The organism is Christiangramia flava JLT2011 (assembly GCF_001951155.1).
Classification (GTDB): domain Bacteria; phylum Bacteroidota; class Bacteroidia; order Flavobacteriales; family Flavobacteriaceae; genus Christiangramia; species Christiangramia flava.
In genome coordinates, this window is record NZ_CP016359.1 from 1,837,052 (window position 1) to 1,856,245 (window position 19,194).

The window sequence follows — 19,194 nt, forward strand, 5'->3', positions numbered from 1 at the left end:
CTCTTGAGGCTTGATTTATAAAAGTGTAGAAGGACAAACGTAATCAGATACCGGTAATCCTGCTTCTTTGATAGCTTTAAATCCATCGATCACATCGCTGAAATTATCCCATCCTCGTTGCTGTAATATGGAAGCGGCGATCATGCTTCGGTAGCCCCCCGCACAATGCAGGACGAAAAATTCATTTTTTGCGAACTGGTCTAAATGCTGATTGATCTGGTTTAAAGGAACATTTATGGCATCGAGCAGGTGTTCTGAATCGTATTCGCTCTTTTTACGAACATCTATGACTTTGATTTTTTGTTCGGAAAGCAGCTTTTTAAGTTCTTCAGCCGTGATGCGATTGATCTTTTCAGTTGCAAGTCCAGCTCTCTTCCAGCTTCCAAGGCCGTTTTTCAGGTATCCGCGGGTATTGTCATATCCTACCCGGGATAGGCGGGTGATCGCTTCTTCTTCACGACCAATTTCAGTAACCAGTAAGATGGGTGTTTCCAGGTCAGGGATCAGTTCTCCAACCCAAGGAGCAAAATTGCCATCCAGCCCGATATTGATACTGCCGGGAATATGTCCTTCCGCAAAATTTTCGGCATCACGGGTATCCAGGACCAGTGCTTCCAGCTCTCCGGCTGCAACCTCGAATTCCGCAGGTTTTAACGGAGTCGCAGCCTGTTTCATGATCTCATCAAAGCTTTCGTAACCCCCAATGTTCATTAACACGTTTTGAGGGAAATAACCCGGCGGCGTGGTAAGTCCGGTAAGCAATTCCTGGATAAACTCTTCCCTGGTCATATCGGCACGAAGGGCGTAATTGGTCTTTTTCTGATTGCCCAGAGTATCGGTGGTTTCCTTGCTCATCTTCTTTCCGCAGGCTGAACCCGCGCCGTGATTGGGATACACGATCAGATCATCTCTTAGAGGCATGATCTTATTGCGCAGGGAATCGTAGAGATGACCGGCCAGTTTTTCTTCGGTTAGATCGGCCACCACATGTTGGGCGAGGTCCGGACGGCCAACATCTCCAATGAACAGCGTGTCGCCGGTGATGATGCCGTGTTCTTTCATATTATCGTCTACCAGCAGGTAGGTGGTGCTTTCCATGGTATGCCCGGGGGTATGGATCGCTTTAACCTTGTAGTTCCCAATGGCAAAAAGCTGTCCATCTTCTGCAATGATAGCCTCATAATTGGGTTTGGCACCGGGACCAAAAACGATCTGTGCCCCGGTTTTTTTCTGAAGATCGAGATGACCGCTCACAAAATCGGCATGAAAATGCGTTTCAAAAACGTATTTGATCTTTGCATTGTCTTTTTTTGCACGATCGATGTATGGCTGAACTTCTCTCAGCGGGTCAAAAATTGCAGCTTCTCCATTGCTTTCTATATAATAAGCGGCATGGGCGAGGCATCCGGTATATATCTGTTCTATTTTCATGTTGTTGAATTTTAGATTGTTATACTATAAATTTAATTCGGGTTTTGAGTTTCTGAAGCTACTTCTGTTACACAGCATCAATGACAATTGATGGCTGCTCCAACCTGTTGAACGGCCACATTTTCGCCAGGTGACAAAAACGGAATTTCCAGTCCCAGTCCCCGAATGATAAACCAGCACGCCACCGCAAAAGTCATAATAGGAATCAGTCGTACCAGGCGTTTTCGAAGGTTTTGATTCAGGATCGTTCCGAGCCATATCGCTGTGGTCATCAACGGGATGGTTCCTATTCCGAAGAGCATCATATACAGTGAGCTTTCCAGTAAACTGGCGGTAGCGATCGCTCCGAATACTGCCATATAAACCAGTCCGCAGGGCAGCAGTCCATTCAGAACTCCCACCAGAAAAAAGGTTTCCGGCTTTTTCTTTTTCAGTTCCTGGCCCAACTTGTTCCTGATGTTTCCTGCTAGTGACCAGAGTTTTCCGTTAAACTGCATCCTGTCTGGATTCAGTTTTGGGATGAGCACAAAAACGAGCATGATAACGCCTACTGCGATCGATAACTCCTGCTGAACTCCGAAAAGGGCAAAGCCGCTTCCCAGCAATCCAACCAATAATCCAAGACTGGCATAGCTCAGTAGTCTGCCAAGGTGGTAGAGCCCGGTTTGCAGTAATTTTTTTGCGGGATGTTTTCGGTCCAGCGGAAGGAGGAAGGCAATGGGCCCGCACATTCCCACGCAATGAAGACTACCGAATATTCCCAATATGACAGCAGAAAGTAACATCAGTACACCAGTTCTTTTTTATAGAGGAATTCTTTGCCTTCATAATTCCAGAAAACGATGAGGTTCCATCTTCCCGGCTGAAGCAGCTTTGCGGGAATCACAATTTCAGCATTTTCAGGTTGCCTGAGCTGGTAGTTGAAATCCAATTGCTTGTTCGAAGGCCTATACAGGCTAATCCTGCCCTCGATCTTTTCCGGGTCCATTCCCGAAGGAAAATGAAACTTCAGTCCCTCCCGTTTTTTTTCAAGGATCGCGGGGCTTGGAAGGCGCTGCAGGTTCTGTTCTGCATCAATGTCGTTCTGGTAGTGCAATTCTGCCGCATAATAATCTTCGGTAACCAGGTCGTGCTCATATTTTGCACTGGTAAGCATCGTGGTTACGAGAAAGAGTATGAAAGAAACGAACAAAATCATCCCGATCGCCAGTCCTGTTCCCCAGTTGAATTTCGTTTTCATGAGTTTTATTTATAAGTTCTCGGCCCCATAAAAGTGACCGAAGTGGTTTCAATTAGATGATCGTTGCTGTACACGCCGATCTCCAGTTTTTCTTTTTCTTTTGCAAGGCTCTTCCGGCTGATGTTCACAAAAAGAGTTCCCTCGCTGAAACTGTTCGATGCTACGCTAATAAACTGGTTCCCGATCGTTTCAATTTCTCCGGAATGTGATAAAAGGCGGAACTGGAGGTCTTCATAGTCGAGGCTGGTCTTGTTGATCAGTTTATAAGTGTAAACGTTGCTGATAATCCCGTTTTCCCGATGCTGATAAAGCTGTCCCGGCAGCCGAAGTACATTGGCTTCAATATCACTTCGGAGAAAAAGCAAACCTGAAAGCACGCCTATCAAAATGAGCAATACTGCGGAATAAGCCTTTAACCTGGCGGTAAATCGAAACGGCTCCTTTTTCCGAATATTGGCTTCGCTGGCATAACGAATCAGGCCTTTGGGCAGATCAACCGCCTCCATCATCGTATTGCAGGCGTCGATACAGGCGGTGCAGTTCACGCATTCCAGCTGCGTCCCGTTCCGGATGTCGATTCCGGTAGGGCAAACCTGCACGCATTGCAGGCAGTCAATGCAATCACCTTTACCGGTCGCGGCGCGGTTTTCATTCTTCTTAAATTTGGCCCGACCTTTTTCCTTTTCCCCTCGCTGGTAATCGTACGCCACTACGATAGAGCGTTCATCCAGCAGCACACCCTGCAACCTACCGTAAGGGCAGGCGATCACGCAAACCTGTTCGCGAAACCAGGCAAAAACAAAATAAAAAACGGCGGTAAAAATAAGCAGGGAGAGCAGGGTGCTCAGGTGAGCGGATGGACCTTCAAAAACATACAGCAACAAGCGGTCGCTACCAATGAGGTACGCCAGGAAAATATTGGCAATCAAAAAGGAAATGAAGAAAAAGATGCTCCATTTCATCAGTTTTTTTCGCAGCTTTTCAGCGTTCCATTTTTGTTTGTCCAGTTTGATCTGTTTGCCGCGGTCTCCTTCGATCCAGTATTCAATTCTTCGGAAAACCATTTCCATGAAAATGGTCTGGGGGCAGATCCATCCGCAGAAAATTCTTCCGAAGGCGACCGTAAAGAGAATGATGAACACCACACCGATGATCATAATGAGCACAAAAATGTAAAAATCCTGCGGCCAGAAGGTGAACCCGAAAATACTGAAGCGCCGCTCCAGTACATTAAACATCAGGAACTGGTTTCCGTTAATTTTGATAAAGGGAGAAGCGACCAGAAATGCCAGCAAGAGGTAACTAACGTACTGGCGGTAGCGATACAACCGGCCAGCGGGTTTTCTTGGATACACCCACGAGCGTTTGCCCTGTTGGTCTACGGTTGCGATACTGTCTCTGAACTTCTCCCTTTCCACACCAAATAATTCTTATTCTTCGCTTGTATTTTCCATGATGATTTCGATGTCATCACCTTGATTTTTGACGCTCACTTCATCTACCGGAGCATTAGGGTCTATCCAGAGTTCACCCTGTGGTTCTTTAGGTTCTGCCGGCTGGGTGCCGTGAAGGCTGAGCACATAACTTGCCACCTGCGCAATTTCATCAGGTTTCAGATCGGTTTTCCAGGAAATCATTCCTTTTCCGGGTCTTCCACCTTCGGAGATGGTATGGAACACATTTTTGATTCCACCACCCAGGATCCAGTAATCATCGGTAAGGTTGGGGCCAATTCCGCCCCCGGCATCTACTTTATGACAGGCTACGCAATTAGCGGTAAAAATGGCCTGCCCTGCTTTGACGTCGTCTTCCCCGGTAAGCAATTCCACCGTATTTTCGTCAACCAGCCCTTTGGCGGTCTTTTTATAAGCTTCGATCGCTTCCTGAGCCTGGGTAATTTCCTGCACATATTCCTCTTTTTGGGTATCTCCTCCCAGGAGGTGGTAATTTACCAGGTAAATGAAGGCGAAGATCATACTCGCGTAAAAACCATAGAGCCACCATGGCGGTAAACTGTTATCCAGTTCCCTGATGCCGTCATAATTATGATCCAGGATGATCTCATCTTCCTTTTCAATCGGTTTTTTGTCCAGCAAGCGCTCATAAGTTTGACTGATCCAGGCAAATCTGGCAGCACGCTTTTCAGCAGTATGGTTGAGGTAGCGTTGCTGTGCTTCTGGTGATAAGGACCTGAAAAGTATTTTTTCCAGCGATGCTACGGAAGCTTCGATGGCGATGGCAAGTACAAGGATCACGGCCAGGATCAGCCATAGCACAGGATATTTTTCGAAAGCCCACTGGTCTCCCGTATCCAGTGTGATCTCTGTTAGGATGATCGCCAGGACCACCAAGCCGGTAATTCTTAGAAAGCTGAATAGTCTTTTCATGATCCTTGTTTTAGAGAACTTAGGTTAGTATGAGCCTTTTCGGTTTCAAGGGGGATATTGCTCATTTCAGAGATGTATTCCTTTCTGGCCGTTATCACCCACCAGAACAGCGCGGCAAAGAATAGGAAGAAAATGAGCAGCGAAATGATGGGATAGATCGCTACCCCGTCTATATTTTCCAAAGGTCCTTTTACATATTTCAACATGATTGGCAGTTTTAGTTGGTTGTACTTGAAAGTTCTTCGTCACCGGTTTTGATATCGGTTCCCAGGCGTTGCAGGTAAGCGATAAGTGCTACGATCTCGCGGTTGCGCATGTCGATGAAATCTTCCCCATTCTCGGCAGCAGCCTGCTTGCTGGCTTCATAAGAAGCAGCAAAATCAGGATCTGTATACAGATTCTGCTCGATCTGGGTGCCCTGTTCCTGCATCCATTGCTGGGCGCGGGCGATCTCTTCTTCGGAATATGGCACGCCCAGTGTTTGCATCGCACGCATTTTTTCTTCTGTTTTGGATTTGTCCAGTTCGTTATTGATAAGCCATTGATAGCTCGGCATGATCGAACCGGAGGAGGTACTTTGAGGATCGTACAGGTGATTCAGGTGCCAGTTATCAGAATATTTCTGGCCCACGCGATGTAGGTCTGGCCCGGTGCGCTTGCTACCCCATAAGAACGGATGATCATATACATATTCGCCGGCTTTTGAATATTCACCATAGCGTTCCACTTCACTTCGGAATGGCCTGATCATCTGGGAATGGCAGGAAACACAACCTTCCCTGATGTACAGGTCCCTGCCTTCCAGTTCCAGTGGTGTATAAGGCTTGACGCTGGAAATTACCGGGACGTATTCATCTACCATCAGCGAGGGAATGATCTGAACCATTCCACCAATCAGAATAGCGATCGTGGCGTAAATGGTCAATTTTACCGGCCTTCTTTCCAGCCAGCTATGCCAGGCTTCCCCCGCAGTACGTTTGTGGGTTACTTTTGCCAGCGGCATGGCTTCAGCCAGCTCATCTTCCACGGTGCTGCCCTGTTTGACGGTTTTTACAATATTATAGAGCATTACAAAGGCTCCCAAAATGTATAGACTGCCCCCGATGGCCCGCATCCAGTACATCGGGATGATCTGGGTAACGGTTTCCAGGAAATTTCCGTAGGTAAGTGTCCCGTCTGGATTGAACTGTTTCCACATAGAAGCCTGGACAAACCCGGCTACATACATCGGTAAGGCATAGAGAATGATGCCCAGCGTACCGATCCAGAAATGGGTGTTGGCAAGTTTTACCGACCATAATTGGGTTTTGAACAATTTCGGAACCAGCCAGTAAACCATTCCGAAGGTGAGAAAGCCATTCCAGGCGAGTGCGCCCACATGAACGTGCGCGATGATCCAGTCACTGAAATGAGCGATCGCATTGACGTTTTTCAGGGAAAGCATGGGGCCTTCAAAAGTGGCCATTCCGTAACCAGTAATAGCGACCACCATGAACTTGAGTACCGGGTCCACGCGAACCTTGTCCCAGGCCCCGCGTAAGGTCAGTAAACCATTGATCATTCCTCCCCAGGATGGGAACAACAACATCACCGAAAATGCGACACCAAGATTTTGTGCCCAGTCTGGTAAAGCGGTATAAAGCAAGTGGTGAGGCCCGGCCCAGATATAAATAAAAATGAGCGACCAGAAATGCACGATAGACAGGCGATAAGAGTAAACCGGCCTGTTGGCAGCTTTCGGAACAAAGTAATACATCAAGCCCAGGAAAGGCGTGGTAAGAAAAAATGCCACGGCATTATGACCATACCACCATTGCACCAGTGCGTCCTGCACCCCGGCATATACCGAATAGCTTTTGAGTGCGCTTACAGGAAGTTCAATATTGTTGAAAATATGCAGCACGGCTACGGTTACAAATGTCGCCAGGTAAAACCAGATGGCTACATAAAGATGCCGCTGTCTTCTGCGAAGCATGGTCCCAATGAGGTTGATCCCGAAAGAGACCCAGATCACTGCAATGGCGATATCAAAAGGCCATTCCAGTTCAGCGTATTCTTTTGACGTGGTATAACCCAGCGGCAATGTGATGGCCGCTCCCACAATAATGAGCTGCCAGCCCCAGAAATTGATATTGCTCAGTGCATCGCTGAACATCCTCGCCTTCAGTAACCGCTGGGTAGAATAATAAACGCCCGCAAAGATCGCATTCCCTACAAATGCAAAAATTACCGCGTTGGTATGCAGCGGGCGAAGCCTTCCGAAGCTCAGCCAGGAAATGCCTTCAGTGAGATTGGGGAAAAGAAACATAAAAGCGAGCAGTAGCCCTACGCTCATCCCGATGATCCCCCAGAACATCGTGGCGATGATAAATTTCTTTACGATCTTGTTATCGTAATAAAATTGCTGTACTTCCATAATTAATTTGATTTCACTTTATTGACTGTAGATTGTTGATGGGTTTCCTTCTCTTGATCCACGAGCTCATCTTCAAACAACATGCGTACAGAAGGGGTGTAAACATCGTCGTATTGCCCGTTTTTGACCGATATGATAAAAGCCGCGAAAAAGACCAGTGCTACTATGACACTTATCGCCAGTAAGAGGTAAATGATATTCATCATCGGTATTTTGTGGTGGTAAAAGTATTGGCCGCCTGGCTGGTAAAAAATGACATTGGTCAGCTTTCGGGTTTTATACCGATTTTATTTTCCGGGAAATCAGGTTGCTCAGGAACGTGGTAAAAACGACCACGCTAATGGAACTCAATGGCATCAGGATTGCTGCTACCACTGGCATTAGGTTGCCACTTATGGCAAATCCCAGCCCTACGAGGTTATAGGCCAGTGAAAGCAGGAAACTCCACTGGATGATCGAGATTCCTCCCTGTGAAATTTTCAGAAAACGGCCAAGTTGCTGGTAAGATCTGGCGTCCATGATCCCGTCGCATGCCGGGGAAAACACGTTAATGTCTTCTGAAATCGCGATACCCACATCGCTGGCGGCAAGAGCTCCCGCGTCGTTGAGTCCGTCGCCTACCATCATCACTTTTTTACCCTGTTGTTGCAGGCGTTTGACGAATTCCAGTTTTTCGCCGGGTTTCTGGTTGAAGTGCATCTGGACGTTCTTCGGAAGCATTTCTTTCAGGCGTCGTTCCTCACCCTGGTTATCTCCGGAAAGCAGGATCACTTCATAGTTTTTAGATAACTGCTGAAAAAGTGCCGCTGTTCCCTCGCGGTACAGGTTCTGAAAAGTAAAATATCCCTTATATTCCTCATTATTGCTGATGTGGACCTGTGTTTTCTGAAAGTTTTCGGTGCTTGACGGCTGGCCAAGCAGGCTGGTAGAACCAATCTTCATATGATTGTTACCCTGCCTGCTTAAAATTCCCTTTCCGGGGATCTCTTCAAAATCCTCCAGTACTTTGATATGGTGCCGCTTAAGCAAGGCGTACAACGACCGGCTCAGCGGGTGGTTAGACGCCCGGAGGCTGGAGCTGAGCAGTTCCAGTTCTTCCTCACTCAGGGTTATACCTTCATAGGAGATCTGTTTTTTCCCAGTCGCGGTAATCGTTCCGGTCTTGTCAAAAATTATGGTATCGATCCCAGCCATTTTTTCTATGATCGAAGCATTTTTAAGGTAGAGTCGGTTTTTTCCGAAGATGCGAAGCAGATTGCCAAGCGTAAAAGGTGCGGCCAGGGCAATCGCGCAAGGACAGGCGATGATGAGCACAGCCGTGATTACATTTAAGGCCTGAGCAGAATCGTAAAAAAGCCAGAAAATTCCTGATAATATCGCTATACTGATGACGCTTAGAGTGAACCGCCGACTGATCTGGTCAGTAAGGGTTTTAAAGCTTTTTTCAGTTTTTTTCGTAAAACTTTCATGGCTCCATAACTGTGTAAGATAGCTTTGTTTTACTTCTTTGGTTGCCTCGATCTCAATGAGCCCACCCTGCTGCCTGCCGCCTGCGAACAAGTGATCACCTTTTTTGCGGGATACCGGTTCGGCCTCGCCAGTGACAAAACTGTAATCGATAAGGGCTTCTTCGCTTAAAAGTAAACCATCCATGGGGATGAGTTCGGCGTTGCGAATGACAATGCGGTCACCTTTTCGGATCTGGTACACCTGCACCTGCTCTTCTTCAAAACACCCATTTTCGCTACGAAGGCGTGTCACGGCAATGGGAAAATACGATTTGTAATCTCTTTCAAAAGACAGAAACCGATAAGTTTTCTGCTGAAAGAACTTGCCTAGCAGGAGGAAAAAAACGAGTCCGCTTAAACTATCAAAGAAACCGCTTCCCAAATTCAGAAGAATATCGGTTGAACTTCTTACAAAAAGTACGATGATTCCCAGAGCGATCGGGATATCGATATTGAGCATTTTGGAGCGGAGCCCTTTGTAGGCCGAGGAAAAATAGTCGCTGGCCGCGTAGAAAACGACCGGAAGTGAGAAAAAGAACATGAGCCACCGAAAGACCGGTTTAAACTGCTCCAGCCAAAATTCCCGCAGCTCGAAATATTCCGGAAAAGAAAGGAACATGATATTGCCGAACGCGAACCCGGCAACGCCCAACCGGTAAATGAGCTGGCGATCCACCTTTTCTTTCTTTTTCTCGAAATCGTCCAGGGAGATGTTGGGTTCATATCCCAGGCGTGTGAGCAAAATTACCACTTCGCGCAGGGAAACCGACTGGTTCCTGAAACTTAACCTGATGGTTTTCCTGGGAAAATCTACCTGTGAACTCTTAATACCGGGCTCTAGTTTTTTCAGGTTTTCCAGAATCCAGATGCACGAGCTGCAGTGCATGGAAGGGATCAAAAATGAAACGATGCTGAGGTCCCCGTCCTGGAATTCCAGGAATTTGGCGGCTATTTCAGCATCATCCAGGAAAGCGAATCGGTTTTTGTTAGTTTTCGGAGAGATCCCGGGAGCCTGTTCCAGCTCATAATAGTAAGAAAGATCATTGGTTTCCAGGATTTCGAAGACCGTTTTGCAACCGTTGCAGCAAAAATTCTTGTCTTTATAATATAGGTGTTCTTCCTGGCATTCTTCTCCGCAGTGGTAGCAATTCATTTATACACATTTTTGGAACAGTTTTCAAAAATGCGCTCTTTAATCTTTCGGAAAAATGACCATTGTCATCTTTTTCAAAATAGCTGGAAACTATTGTAAACACTAGATTTTCAGAAAAAAGTAAAATGTTTCAAAAGCTGATTTTCGTCATAATTTAAGAACCACTCCTGGCCCAATTTTGTAATGATTTTAAAAGCAATTATTATGAAATTCAATGGCACCATGAAATTCCTTAGTCTTAGCCTTCTTGGGCTGGTTTGGAACTTCAACCTTCAGGCACAAACCTACCAGTTAAATAAAAATGCGACCAGCGTTTTGGTAGAAGGAACCTCCAACATCCACGACTGGCATATCGAAGCCGAAAGCTGTTCTGGTACGATCACGCTGGAGACTGATGAGGGTAAGATCGATGATATCGAAAAACTCCAGTTTAGCGTGGAAGCCGAAAGCCTGAAAAGCGGGAAAAGCGGCATGGATAAGAATACGTATAAGGCGCTAAATACCGGCGATCATAAGAACATTGTTTTCCGGATGGAAAAAGTGAATTCCATGAAAGAGACTGCGGCAGGAACTTACCTGGTGAAAGCTTCCGGTAAACTGGAAATAGCCGGTGTGAAGCGGGATACCGAACTGCAGTTCACCCTGAAAACCGCCAGCGACCGTGTGGAGCTGCAAGGCAGTAAAGACATCGATATGACCGCTTATCAAATAGAGCCACCATCAGCCATGTTCGGCACCATTACGACTGGCAAGATGGTCACCGTTAAATTCAAAACCATATTTAGAAAATAAAACTTCAACCTTTAAATCAATAGTCATGAAAACTTCTATCAAATTATTCAGTGCGATCCTGCTAAGTTTAGCTACGATACCTTTAACTGCGCAGACGCAGAGAGACCTGGACAACTACCGGCAACCAGACCAGCGCGGAGTCAACGATTTTGAAGCGGTGAAAGATTCCACCACTTCTTATGACGGCGTTCACGTGCGAATTGGAGGAGCTTCCACGCTGCAGTTCCAGGCTTTGGATCACGAAAATTCCGGTGCCGAGGGCACACCGGTATTACAGGAAATTGGTGATAACTTTAACCTTGCAACTGCCAACCTGGATCTCGATGTAGTGCTTTACGACGGGGTTCGCATGCACCTGAGAACTTACTTGTCTTCTCAGCACCATACAGAAACCTATGTAAAAGGCGGTTATATCCAGATTGATAAGCTGAATTTCATTAGCCAGGGTTTTGCAGAAGATCTGATGAACCACGTTCGGGTGAAAATTGGTCACATGGAAAATAACTATGGTGATGCCCACTTTCGAAGAACAGATAACGCCATGTCTTTGCACAACCCGTTCATTGGGAACTACCTGATGGATAGTTTTACTACTGAAGTTGGCGCCGAAGTGTACTATTTCAGCAACGGATGGATCGGGATGTTAGGACTTACCAATGGTAAACTGAACCAGGCCGTAACCAGACCGGAAACCACCAGCCCGTCTTTCCTTGCCAAATTTGGATATGACGATTATATCAGCGATGATTTCAGGTTCCGTCTAACCGGATCCATTTACCACACCAACCAAACCGGTAGCGCTTACCTGTATAGCGGTGACCGCGCAGGTTCCAGATATTACAATGTTTTTACCGATGTGGATGGTGCCGGAGACGGTTTCCGAGCCGGTAGGATCAATCCTGATCTTAAAAACGAAATGACCTCTGTAATGATCAACCCGTTCTTCAAGGTTGGCGGACTCGAATTCTTCGGAATCTATGAAAACGCCAAAGGAAAACGTTCTACGGAAACCGATAGCCGTACCTGGAACCAGTATTCAGGAGAATTGATCTACCGTTTTGGAGAAACTGAAGATTTCTACCTCGGCACCCGTTACAACGTGGTAGACGGTACGCTCGTGAGCGGGGAAGATGTGAGCGTGAACCGCTTCCAGCTTGGAGCCGGATGGTTCATGACCAAAAACATCCTGATGAAAGCCGAATATGTGAACCAGAAATACAATGATTATCCCGTAACAGATATTCATAACGACGGAAAGTTCAATGGATTTATGGTTGAAGCAGCCATTGCTTTCTAAAATCGAAGGTTGGGAAGGCCTGTTCGTAAAGGGCAGGCCTTTCTTCTTTCAATAATTTCACACACACCAAAACCTGAAGTCATGAAAAAGCTGCTGCCCATTTTCGCTATTTTCATCCATATGCTCCTCCTTGCCCAGACCGAAGTGGAATCCACCGCTCTTCGGTTACTGCCTCAAAGCAAACTGATGATCACCGGCAGTACCAATGTGAACACATTTCATTGCGTTTTTGACACCGAAAAGATCAGCGGCCAGCGGGAAATCCTGTATACGGTAAAAGATCAGTGCATTTTGCTGGACGACCTGGATATTCGCCTGAGGGCTGCCGCTTTTGACTGCGGAAACCGGCGTATGAACGAGGATTTTTGTGACCTGCTGCAGTCTGATCGCTTTCCAGAGATACGCATCAGTATCCTTAAAATTCAGCCAATTTCTGAACAATATTGCAGAGCTTTTGTAAAGATCTGCCTGGCGGGTGAACAGCAACAATACGATTTGCCGGTGCTGATCAGCGATTCTCATTATCAGGGGAAACTTCGGCTGAACATTAGAGATTTTGGCCTGGAGCCGCCTAAAAAAGCGCTGGGCCTGATCGAGGTAGACGAGGAGATCGAGATCAGTTTTGACCTTCAGGTTGATCATTCCATATAACTACCGGAAAATTTTCAAAATTCTCTGAGCGGTAGTACCTTATAAACTAAAAACATGAAAGAACTAAAAATGGTAACAGCTCCTGAAGCGGTTTCGGGAGTACAGTCGGGCCAGCGCGTATTCTTCCAGGGTGCCGCCATGACGCCCAATGCGTTAATAGATGCGCTTTGCGAGAGATACCAGGAACTGGAGAACGTGGAACTCATCCAGATCCATACTGAAGGAAATGCGCTGTATACGCAGGAACCTTATAACGCTTCCTTTAAAACGAACAGCTGTTTTGTGGGCGGTAATGTTCGCAAGGCCGTCAACTCCAATTTCGGTGCTTATATTCCCATATTCCTGAGTGAGATCCATGTGCTTTTCCGAAGAAATATCCTTCCGCTGGATTATGCGTTCATACAGGTGTCGCCGCCAGATAAACACGGGTATTGCTCGCTTGGAGTTTCCGTGGATATTACGCTTCCGGCAATCCAGAATGCGAAAAAAGTGATCGCACAGGTAAATCCACAGGTGCCGAGAACGCATGGTGACGGGATCATCCACATCAGCCAAATCGATGCGGCGGTGCAGATAGATCATCCTATCCATATTCATAACCTGTCGGAACCTACAGAGGTCGAGAAGAAGATCGGCTGGCATGTAGCCGGGCTGATCGAAGACGGTGCCACGCTGCAAATGGGCATTGGCGGAATCCCGAACGTCGTCCTGAGCAATCTTACCAATCATAAGAGGCTTGGGATTCATACGGAAATGTTTTCTGATGGGGTTCTTCCGCTCATAGAAAAAGGCGTGATCACCGGCGAGGAAAAACAGGTGAAAACCGGGAAACTGGTGACCTGTTTTGCAGTGGGATCGTCCAAATTGTACGATTTTATAGATGATAACCCGCTGGTGCATTTCAAGGAAGCGGCCTATACCAATGATACGGCGATCATCCGCAAGAACCCGAAAGTGACCGCGATCAATTCAGCGATAGAAATTGACCTTACCGGGCAGGTTTGTGCCGATACGATTGGGAAAATGCAGTTTTCAGGTGTGGGCGGCCAGATGGATTTTATTCGCGGTGCTGCGCTTTCAGATGGCGGAAAACCTATTATCGCCATGCCTGCGCTCACCAATAAAGGCGTTTCCAAGATCGTTCCGTACCTCAAGGAAGGAGCCGGTGTGACCACTACCAGGGCCCACGTGCATTACGTCGCGACCGAGTATGGCGTGGTGGATCTCTTCGGAAAAAACCTGAAACAGCGGGCAGAAGCACTTATTTCGATTGCCCACCCAGATTTCCGCGAGCAGCTTTCCAGGCAGGCCTATGAGCGATTAAATGCCTGAAATCCAGCTAAAACTGATGTCGGTCATATTTTCTGAGACAGCCTCAAACTAATTTTATGCGATAATCATAAAACGGGAAATCATGACAATCTATCAAAGACAATTAACTGAATTTAGCAGGGATTTTCAGGCGGGAGCCACAACCGGGATCATTCTTTCGAGTGGTTTGGGTTCCATTGCCGCCATGCTGGTGCTTATGAACGGTCACGAATTCTACCACATGATCCAACTCGGGCTCATCGTAGTGGTAGCCATGTGGTACAATGCGGCGGTATTATCACAGTTGTCGCCAAAATTTGTCTTCAATTCGTTAATTCTCAGCCTGGGCGTTAGTAGTATTTTTATCCTGCTGAACCTGCTCAGCTGAACCAGATAAACCAACCAGAGATCGAAATCCTTCGGCAGGAGCAGCAGCTTCGCCGGAGGATTTTTTGTTTTCAGTATAAAAAGCAGGAAAATGCACAACCGCTGAAGGAGCGATCAGTTTCCGAAGTATTCAGTAAAAAATTTGGAAATTACCGTGGGTTGTGGAAGACAAAAATGGGCAGATGCAGGTCAATATTGGCCGTAATGCCGTGTTTATAATGTAAGAAACGGTCACAAATACTCAGGTTTTTCCCAATGATGAAGATCAGGTCATAATCCTGCTGGATCTCGCCGAACCATTCCTCGCTGAAATCACCCTGGTTTTCTTCCACCAAGCTGGTTTCAGTTTGCTGCGGATTGCTAATGAGCACCAGGCTGCGCTGGTTTTCCTTTAATTTCAAGACCGTGAAATCACTGCGGTGCAGAAAACTGTTCTGGGAAATGATAGTAGGAATTTCTTCTTCCTGTTGCACCGAATAATCTATGGGTAGCAGGACTTTTTCAGGAAAACGATAGGTACAATTGGCGGGTATGGCCAAAATATTACACCGGATTTTTCGAACAACCTCATAAGCATGGTCGCCCAAAATGGGATGGTGGTGCACTTTATGGCTAATTGCGCCAATGAAGATCAGGTCGATCTTCTTTTCCGTAAGCGCTTTGCGAACCGCGCTGATAAGGTTTTCCGAAGAAAGGATGGTGTTGAAATGATGTCTGGGACTGGTGCTGTAAGCCTTCAGTTCGGCGGCACTTTGTTCCAGTTTATGAAGGATCTCGATGAGTTTCCGGTCAAGGTTCTTCAGCGAGGAACGCTTAAAATCGAAATCCTGGATATTGAGAAAATAGAAATTCGCTTCAGTATCCTGGAGGAAGTCTACCGCATAACGGGCCGCGTTGGACGAAACTTCCGAGAAATCGGTTAAAATAAGTACGTTCATTCGTTCATTCTTGTCTGAACGAAATTACGCGAATAGGCAGGCCTTAAAAATGACCAAAATCAGTTCTTGCGAATTTTGGATTTTTTAGCTGATCTTTTTCAGGGCGTCGGCATTCACAATCTTGATGTTCCTTCCTTCGATCTCGATAAGCCCTTCTTTTTTAAAATCTGACAGCGTCCTAATGAGGCTTTCCGGGGCCATTCCTGCAACACCGGCGAGATCTGCGCGGGAAATCCGGATGCTTTTCAGCGGATGTTTTTCAATGCGCTCCGCAAACAGGAGAATGGTATTGGCCGTTTTCTTCCGAACAGATCCGTAGGCCATATCCATCAACTGCTGTTTGAGTTCGGAGAGGTTCTTGTTGAGCACTTCGATGAGCTGAAGCGTGATTCTGGGGTTTTGAGAAAGGATGCGGTGAAATTCTTCGCGGGAAACGGCATACAATTGCGTCTCCTCCATCGCAGTAGCATAATCTTCGTAGGCGCTCTGACTATTCTTTACCGGGTTGCCGAAAAAATCATCGGTCTTATACAGTTCGGTGATGAGCTCCTTGCCCTGGTTGTCCATTCGATGTGCCTTTACCACGCCTTTTTTGACAAGGTAGAAGTAATTGGACTGTTTGCCTTTTTCGTAGACTGCTTCTCCTTTTTTATAATCGAGCAATGCCTGGTCCCGGAAGGTTTCCCGAAGGTCATCGAGATCGTTCAGCGAAGAACCCGGTTCTGCCTTTTCCGTACGCTGATCAAAAGATCGCAAAATGGCCACTTTCGCCAGCCTGCTTTCAATGGCGCTCAGCAGATCTTCCTCTTCAAATGGCTTGGTAAGGTAATCGTCTGCCCCGAGGTCCATCCCTTTGCGAATGTCTTTATGCTCGGTCTTTGCTGAGAGAAAAATGAAAGGGATATTGGCTGTTTTCGGGTTCTGGCTTAATGCTTCCAGCACGCCGTAGCCATCGGTTTCCGGCATCATGATGTCACAGATGATCAGGTCTGGCAGCACTTCAACCGCCCTGGAAATGCCAAGTTTCCCGTTGGAGGCAGTGGTCACTTCATAATCTGAAAGTTCCAGTAATTCTGCGGTGTTTTCACGAACCGTGACGTCGTCTTCTATAAGTAGGAGGTGTTTCATCTTAAACTTTTTTTACCGGTAATTCTACCCGGAAGGTCGTTCCCTTATGTTCAATACTCTTAAAACTGATGCTTCCGCCGAGATTTTCCAGGTGCGCCTTGGCAATGTTCAGCCCAATCCCGGTTCCCTGGTCAAGCAGGGCGTTCTCTGCCCGAAAATAGCGTTCAAAAATGTGTTTTTGATCTTTCTGCGGAATTCCTCTTCCCTGGTCTTCCACTTCAAAAAGGATGCGGTCACCCTGTACGTTCACCCGAAATTCGATCGTGGTATTTTCCGGGGAATATTTTACGGCATTGCTCAACAGGTTGGAAAGAATCAGCTCGACGATCTTCTCGTCCTGGTAGAGCAACAGGTCCTGCTGCTCCTTTGGATAAAGCAGTTCCTGGCCGTCTTTGAGCGTGATATTGGCGTTGTACACCACTTCATTGATCAGTCTTTTCAGGCTGAATTCGATGAATTTATACTGGCCTTTCCCGCTATCCAGTCGTTCGATGGAAAGAAAATCGTTCAGGATATTGTTCAGGTAATGCACTTTGTTCCTGATGGTCAGCAGGTGTTTCTCCCTTTTTTCCTGTTGTTCTTCTTTTTGATATTTCCCGATAAGCGTAGCAGAACTCAGGATGCCGCTAAGCGGAGTCTTGAATTCATGCGATACCAGCGAAAGAAATTTGGTTTTGAGATCACTGAGTTCCTTTTCCTTCTGAAGGGCGTCCTTGATCTTTCGTTCCGCTTCCATCCGGCGTTTGACTTCGCTTTCCAGGTCCAGATTGGCAGTTTTCAGCTTCTCCACGCTTTCACTGAGCTCTGAAGTCCGGATCCTGATCTTCTCTTCCAGCTGGGTATTGAGTTCCTTGATTTGCCGCTGCGTTTCCAGCCTGATGCTGATATCGATCACCAGCGACATCACGAATTTCTCGCCCTCTATTTCAAAAGGGTTCAGTCCTGCTTCCACCGGGAACAGCGAACCGTCTTTTTTTACGCCGTACAATTCCCGGCCGTGGCCCATTTGCCGTTTCTCACTGTTCTCAATAAAATGATCTACGTGGCGATGGTGGGAATGGTGGTATTTCTTAGGTACCAGCACGTCGAGATCCTTGCCCAGCAATTCGGTTTTTTCATAGCCGAACATCTTTGCTGCCGCGGTGTTGGTGGCCACTACCTTTTGACTGGAATTGACCACGATGATCCCTTCAGAAGCCGCTTCGAACAGGATGTTGAAAATGTCTTTGTTCTGCTGGAGACTTTCGTTCAAGTTTTCTGATTTTTGATTGTTACGCCCTTTTCGGAAAGGCGAATTAAAGTTAAAAACATTTTCAGAAATTTTCGAAAGTCAGCTAAAAAACCTTCCGAATTCAAGGTGAGGGATGATCTTCGTAAAAATCATCGAAAGTTTTACTGCCGGTATAGGGTTCCCGGAGCACGCGATAGACGGCGATTAGTAAACAGGCCTGGCCCGATAGCATGGTGAAAAATGCCAGCGGAAAGGCGCCTCCAAAATACGCGAGGATCGTTAGCGCGACCAGCAACGCACTGGAAACAGCCAGCCAGAATGTGCCTCCAAATTTCATTTTTTCCTTTCAAGGTACGCATAAATTCCATGAAGCTGTTTTAAGGAAATTCTAAAACTCCTGGCTGAAAATGGGGTTTACTGACACCCGTCATATTTTACCACGAGCTATTCGGGTAATTTTAGGTATAAAACTTTCAACCATGAAAAGAATACTTGTACCCGTCGATTTTTCTGATTATTCAGAATATGCATTACAGGTGGCTGCCGAGATCGCGCACCTCGAAAATGCTGAAATTGTGGTAGTTCATATGCTCGGGCTCTCCGATGCGGTTTTCACCAAATCTGAAACCGAAGAAGTCTTTGATGTGCTTCATTACATGGAACTTACACATAAGAAATTTGAAAGCTTCCTGAAAAAGGAGTATCTGGAAGGCATTGAAGTGCACGTGACCGTGCGCAATTACCGAAAATTCCACGAACTGAACGAGGTGGCAGCCGAGTGGCAGGCAGACCTTATTGTCATGGGCTCACACGGACTTTCCGGGATAGGTGATGTGTTCGTAGGCTCTAATACCGAAAAGGTGATCCGCAGTTCCGAAGTTCCGGTGCTGGTAGTCAAAAAAAGAGAAAAAGATTTCCAGATTCGCCAGGCAGTTTTCGTGACCGATTTCAACGAGGAATCTGTTCAGCCTTATAAAGACATTCGCCGCTTCCTGAAATTGTTTGGCTGCGAACCCAGGCTGTTGCATGTGAATTTGCCGGAGAAATTTTCCAGTACCTCAGAGATCCTGGCCAAATCTTCGCGTTTCATTCAAAATGCTGAAGTAGACAATCCGGAGATATTTGATATGGTGGATCTCATTAGCGATTACACCCTGGAGAGCGGTATCTTCAATTATACTGCTGAACGGGATGTGGACCTTTTGATCGTTCCCACTCACGGTCGTAAAGGGCTGGCTCATTTCTTCTACGGAAGCGCGGGAGAAAGCATTGCCAATCATTCCACAGTTCCGGTGATGACCATGAAAATTCCGAATTAAAAAAC

19 protein-coding genes are annotated in these 19,194 nt (G+C 46.6%); 6 read left to right on the forward strand and 13 right to left on the reverse strand.

Translation table 11 applies throughout. From position 1 onward, the window contains the following. Positions 1 to 15: 15 nt before the first annotated feature. From GRFL_RS07915 to GRFL_RS07955, 9 genes are all read right to left on the reverse strand, one after another. Positions 16 to 1,431 (reverse strand): MBL fold metallo-hydrolase, encoded by a 1,416-nt coding sequence (locus tag GRFL_RS07915; protein WP_083644107.1) that lies wholly within the window; start codon positions 1,429 to 1,431, stop codon positions 16 to 18. Positions 1,432 to 1,508: 77 nt separating this feature from the next. Further along, positions 1,509 to 2,216 (reverse strand): sulfite exporter TauE/SafE family protein, encoded by a 708-nt coding sequence (locus GRFL_RS07920; protein WP_083644108.1) that lies wholly within the window; start codon positions 2,214 to 2,216, stop codon positions 1,509 to 1,511. Continuing rightward, on the reverse strand, positions 2,216 to 2,671 hold the full coding sequence (locus GRFL_RS07925) for a FixH family protein (protein ID WP_083644109.1): 456 nt from the start codon (positions 2,669 to 2,671) through the stop codon (positions 2,216 to 2,218). Before GRFL_RS07925 ends, GRFL_RS07920 begins: the two co-directional genes overlap by 1 nt. Before the next feature lie 5 nt (positions 2,672 to 2,676). Next, positions 2,677 to 4,089: a cytochrome c oxidase accessory protein CcoG gene (ccoG, locus tag GRFL_RS07930; RefSeq protein WP_083644110.1), complete on the reverse strand. Its 1,413-nt coding sequence runs from the start codon at positions 4,087 to 4,089 to the stop codon at positions 2,677 to 2,679. A gap of 12 nt (positions 4,090 to 4,101) precedes the next feature. Beyond that, positions 4,102 to 5,058, reverse strand: coding sequence for a cbb3-type cytochrome c oxidase N-terminal domain-containing protein (locus GRFL_RS07935; RefSeq protein WP_083644111.1), 957 nt, complete (start codon positions 5,056 to 5,058; stop codon positions 4,102 to 4,104). Then, positions 5,055 to 5,264: a cytochrome C oxidase subunit IV gene (locus GRFL_RS07940; RefSeq protein WP_083644112.1), complete on the reverse strand. Its 210-nt coding sequence runs from the start codon at positions 5,262 to 5,264 to the stop codon at positions 5,055 to 5,057. Before GRFL_RS07940 ends, GRFL_RS07935 begins: the two co-directional genes overlap by 4 nt. An 11-nt stretch (positions 5,265 to 5,275) precedes the next feature. Then, positions 5,276 to 7,474 (reverse strand): cytochrome-c oxidase, cbb3-type subunit I, encoded by a 2,199-nt coding sequence (ccoN, locus tag GRFL_RS07945; RefSeq protein ID WP_083644113.1) that lies wholly within the window; start codon positions 7,472 to 7,474, stop codon positions 5,276 to 5,278. 2 nt (positions 7,475 to 7,476) lie between these two features. Continuing rightward, positions 7,477 to 7,677 (reverse strand): cbb3-type cytochrome oxidase assembly protein CcoS, encoded by a 201-nt coding sequence (gene ccoS, locus GRFL_RS07950; RefSeq protein ID WP_083646018.1) that lies wholly within the window; start codon positions 7,675 to 7,677, stop codon positions 7,477 to 7,479. Between the two features lie 73 nt (positions 7,678 to 7,750). Beyond that, positions 7,751 to 10,135: a heavy metal translocating P-type ATPase gene (locus GRFL_RS07955; protein WP_083644114.1), complete on the reverse strand. Its 2,385-nt coding sequence runs from the start codon at positions 10,133 to 10,135 to the stop codon at positions 7,751 to 7,753. A gap of 204 nt (positions 10,136 to 10,339) precedes the next feature. Between GRFL_RS07955 and GRFL_RS07960 the strand changes: the two genes are divergently transcribed. From GRFL_RS07960 to GRFL_RS07980, 5 genes are all read left to right on the forward strand, one after another. Continuing rightward, positions 10,340 to 10,927 carry a YceI family protein gene (locus tag GRFL_RS07960; RefSeq protein ID WP_083646020.1) on the forward strand — a complete coding sequence of 196 codons (588 nt, stop codon included), beginning with the start codon at positions 10,340 to 10,342 and terminating at the stop codon, positions 10,925 to 10,927. A gap of 25 nt (positions 10,928 to 10,952) precedes the next feature. Beyond that, a complete protein-coding gene (locus GRFL_RS07965) occupies positions 10,953 to 12,224 on the forward strand; it encodes a hypothetical protein (RefSeq protein ID WP_083644115.1) in 1,272 nt (423 codons plus the stop codon). 81 nt (positions 12,225 to 12,305) lie between these two features. Continuing rightward, entirely contained in the window at positions 12,306 to 12,875 is a 570-nt protein-coding gene (locus tag GRFL_RS07970; protein WP_083644116.1) for a YceI family protein, read from the forward strand. 54 nt (positions 12,876 to 12,929) lie between these two features. Further along, positions 12,930 to 14,207, forward strand: coding sequence for an acetyl-CoA hydrolase/transferase family protein (locus tag GRFL_RS07975; RefSeq protein WP_083644117.1), 1,278 nt, complete (start codon positions 12,930 to 12,932; stop codon positions 14,205 to 14,207). An 82-nt stretch (positions 14,208 to 14,289) separates the two neighbouring features. Beyond that, a complete protein-coding gene (locus GRFL_RS07980; protein WP_083644118.1) occupies positions 14,290 to 14,574 on the forward strand; it encodes a hypothetical protein in 285 nt (94 codons plus the stop codon). A 148-nt stretch (positions 14,575 to 14,722) separates the two neighbouring features. Here GRFL_RS07980 and GRFL_RS07985 read toward each other — a convergent pair whose 3' ends face one another. From GRFL_RS07985 to GRFL_RS08000, 4 genes are all read right to left on the reverse strand, one after another. Continuing rightward, positions 14,723 to 15,511 (reverse strand): universal stress protein, encoded by a 789-nt coding sequence (locus tag GRFL_RS07985; protein ID WP_083644119.1) that lies wholly within the window; start codon positions 15,509 to 15,511, stop codon positions 14,723 to 14,725. 84 nt (positions 15,512 to 15,595) lie between these two features. After that, positions 15,596 to 16,639, reverse strand: a complete 1,044-nt coding sequence (locus tag GRFL_RS07990) for a response regulator (protein ID WP_083644120.1) — start codon at positions 16,637 to 16,639, stop codon at positions 15,596 to 15,598. 1 nt (position 16,640) lies between these two features. After that, on the reverse strand, positions 16,641 to 17,891 hold the full coding sequence (locus GRFL_RS07995) for a PAS domain-containing sensor histidine kinase (protein WP_083644121.1): 1,251 nt from the start codon (positions 17,889 to 17,891) through the stop codon (positions 16,641 to 16,643). 100 nt (positions 17,892 to 17,991) lie between these two features. Beyond that, positions 17,992 to 18,207 carry a hypothetical protein gene (locus tag GRFL_RS08000; RefSeq protein ID WP_083644122.1) on the reverse strand — a complete coding sequence of 72 codons (216 nt, stop codon included), beginning with the start codon at positions 18,205 to 18,207 and terminating at the stop codon, positions 17,992 to 17,994. A gap of 142 nt (positions 18,208 to 18,349) precedes the next feature. Here GRFL_RS08000 and GRFL_RS08005 point away from each other — a divergent pair, with 142 nt between their 5' ends. Then, positions 18,350 to 19,189 (forward strand): universal stress protein, encoded by an 840-nt coding sequence (locus GRFL_RS08005; RefSeq protein ID WP_083644123.1) that lies wholly within the window; start codon positions 18,350 to 18,352, stop codon positions 19,187 to 19,189. Positions 19,190 to 19,194 lie beyond the last annotated feature (5 nt).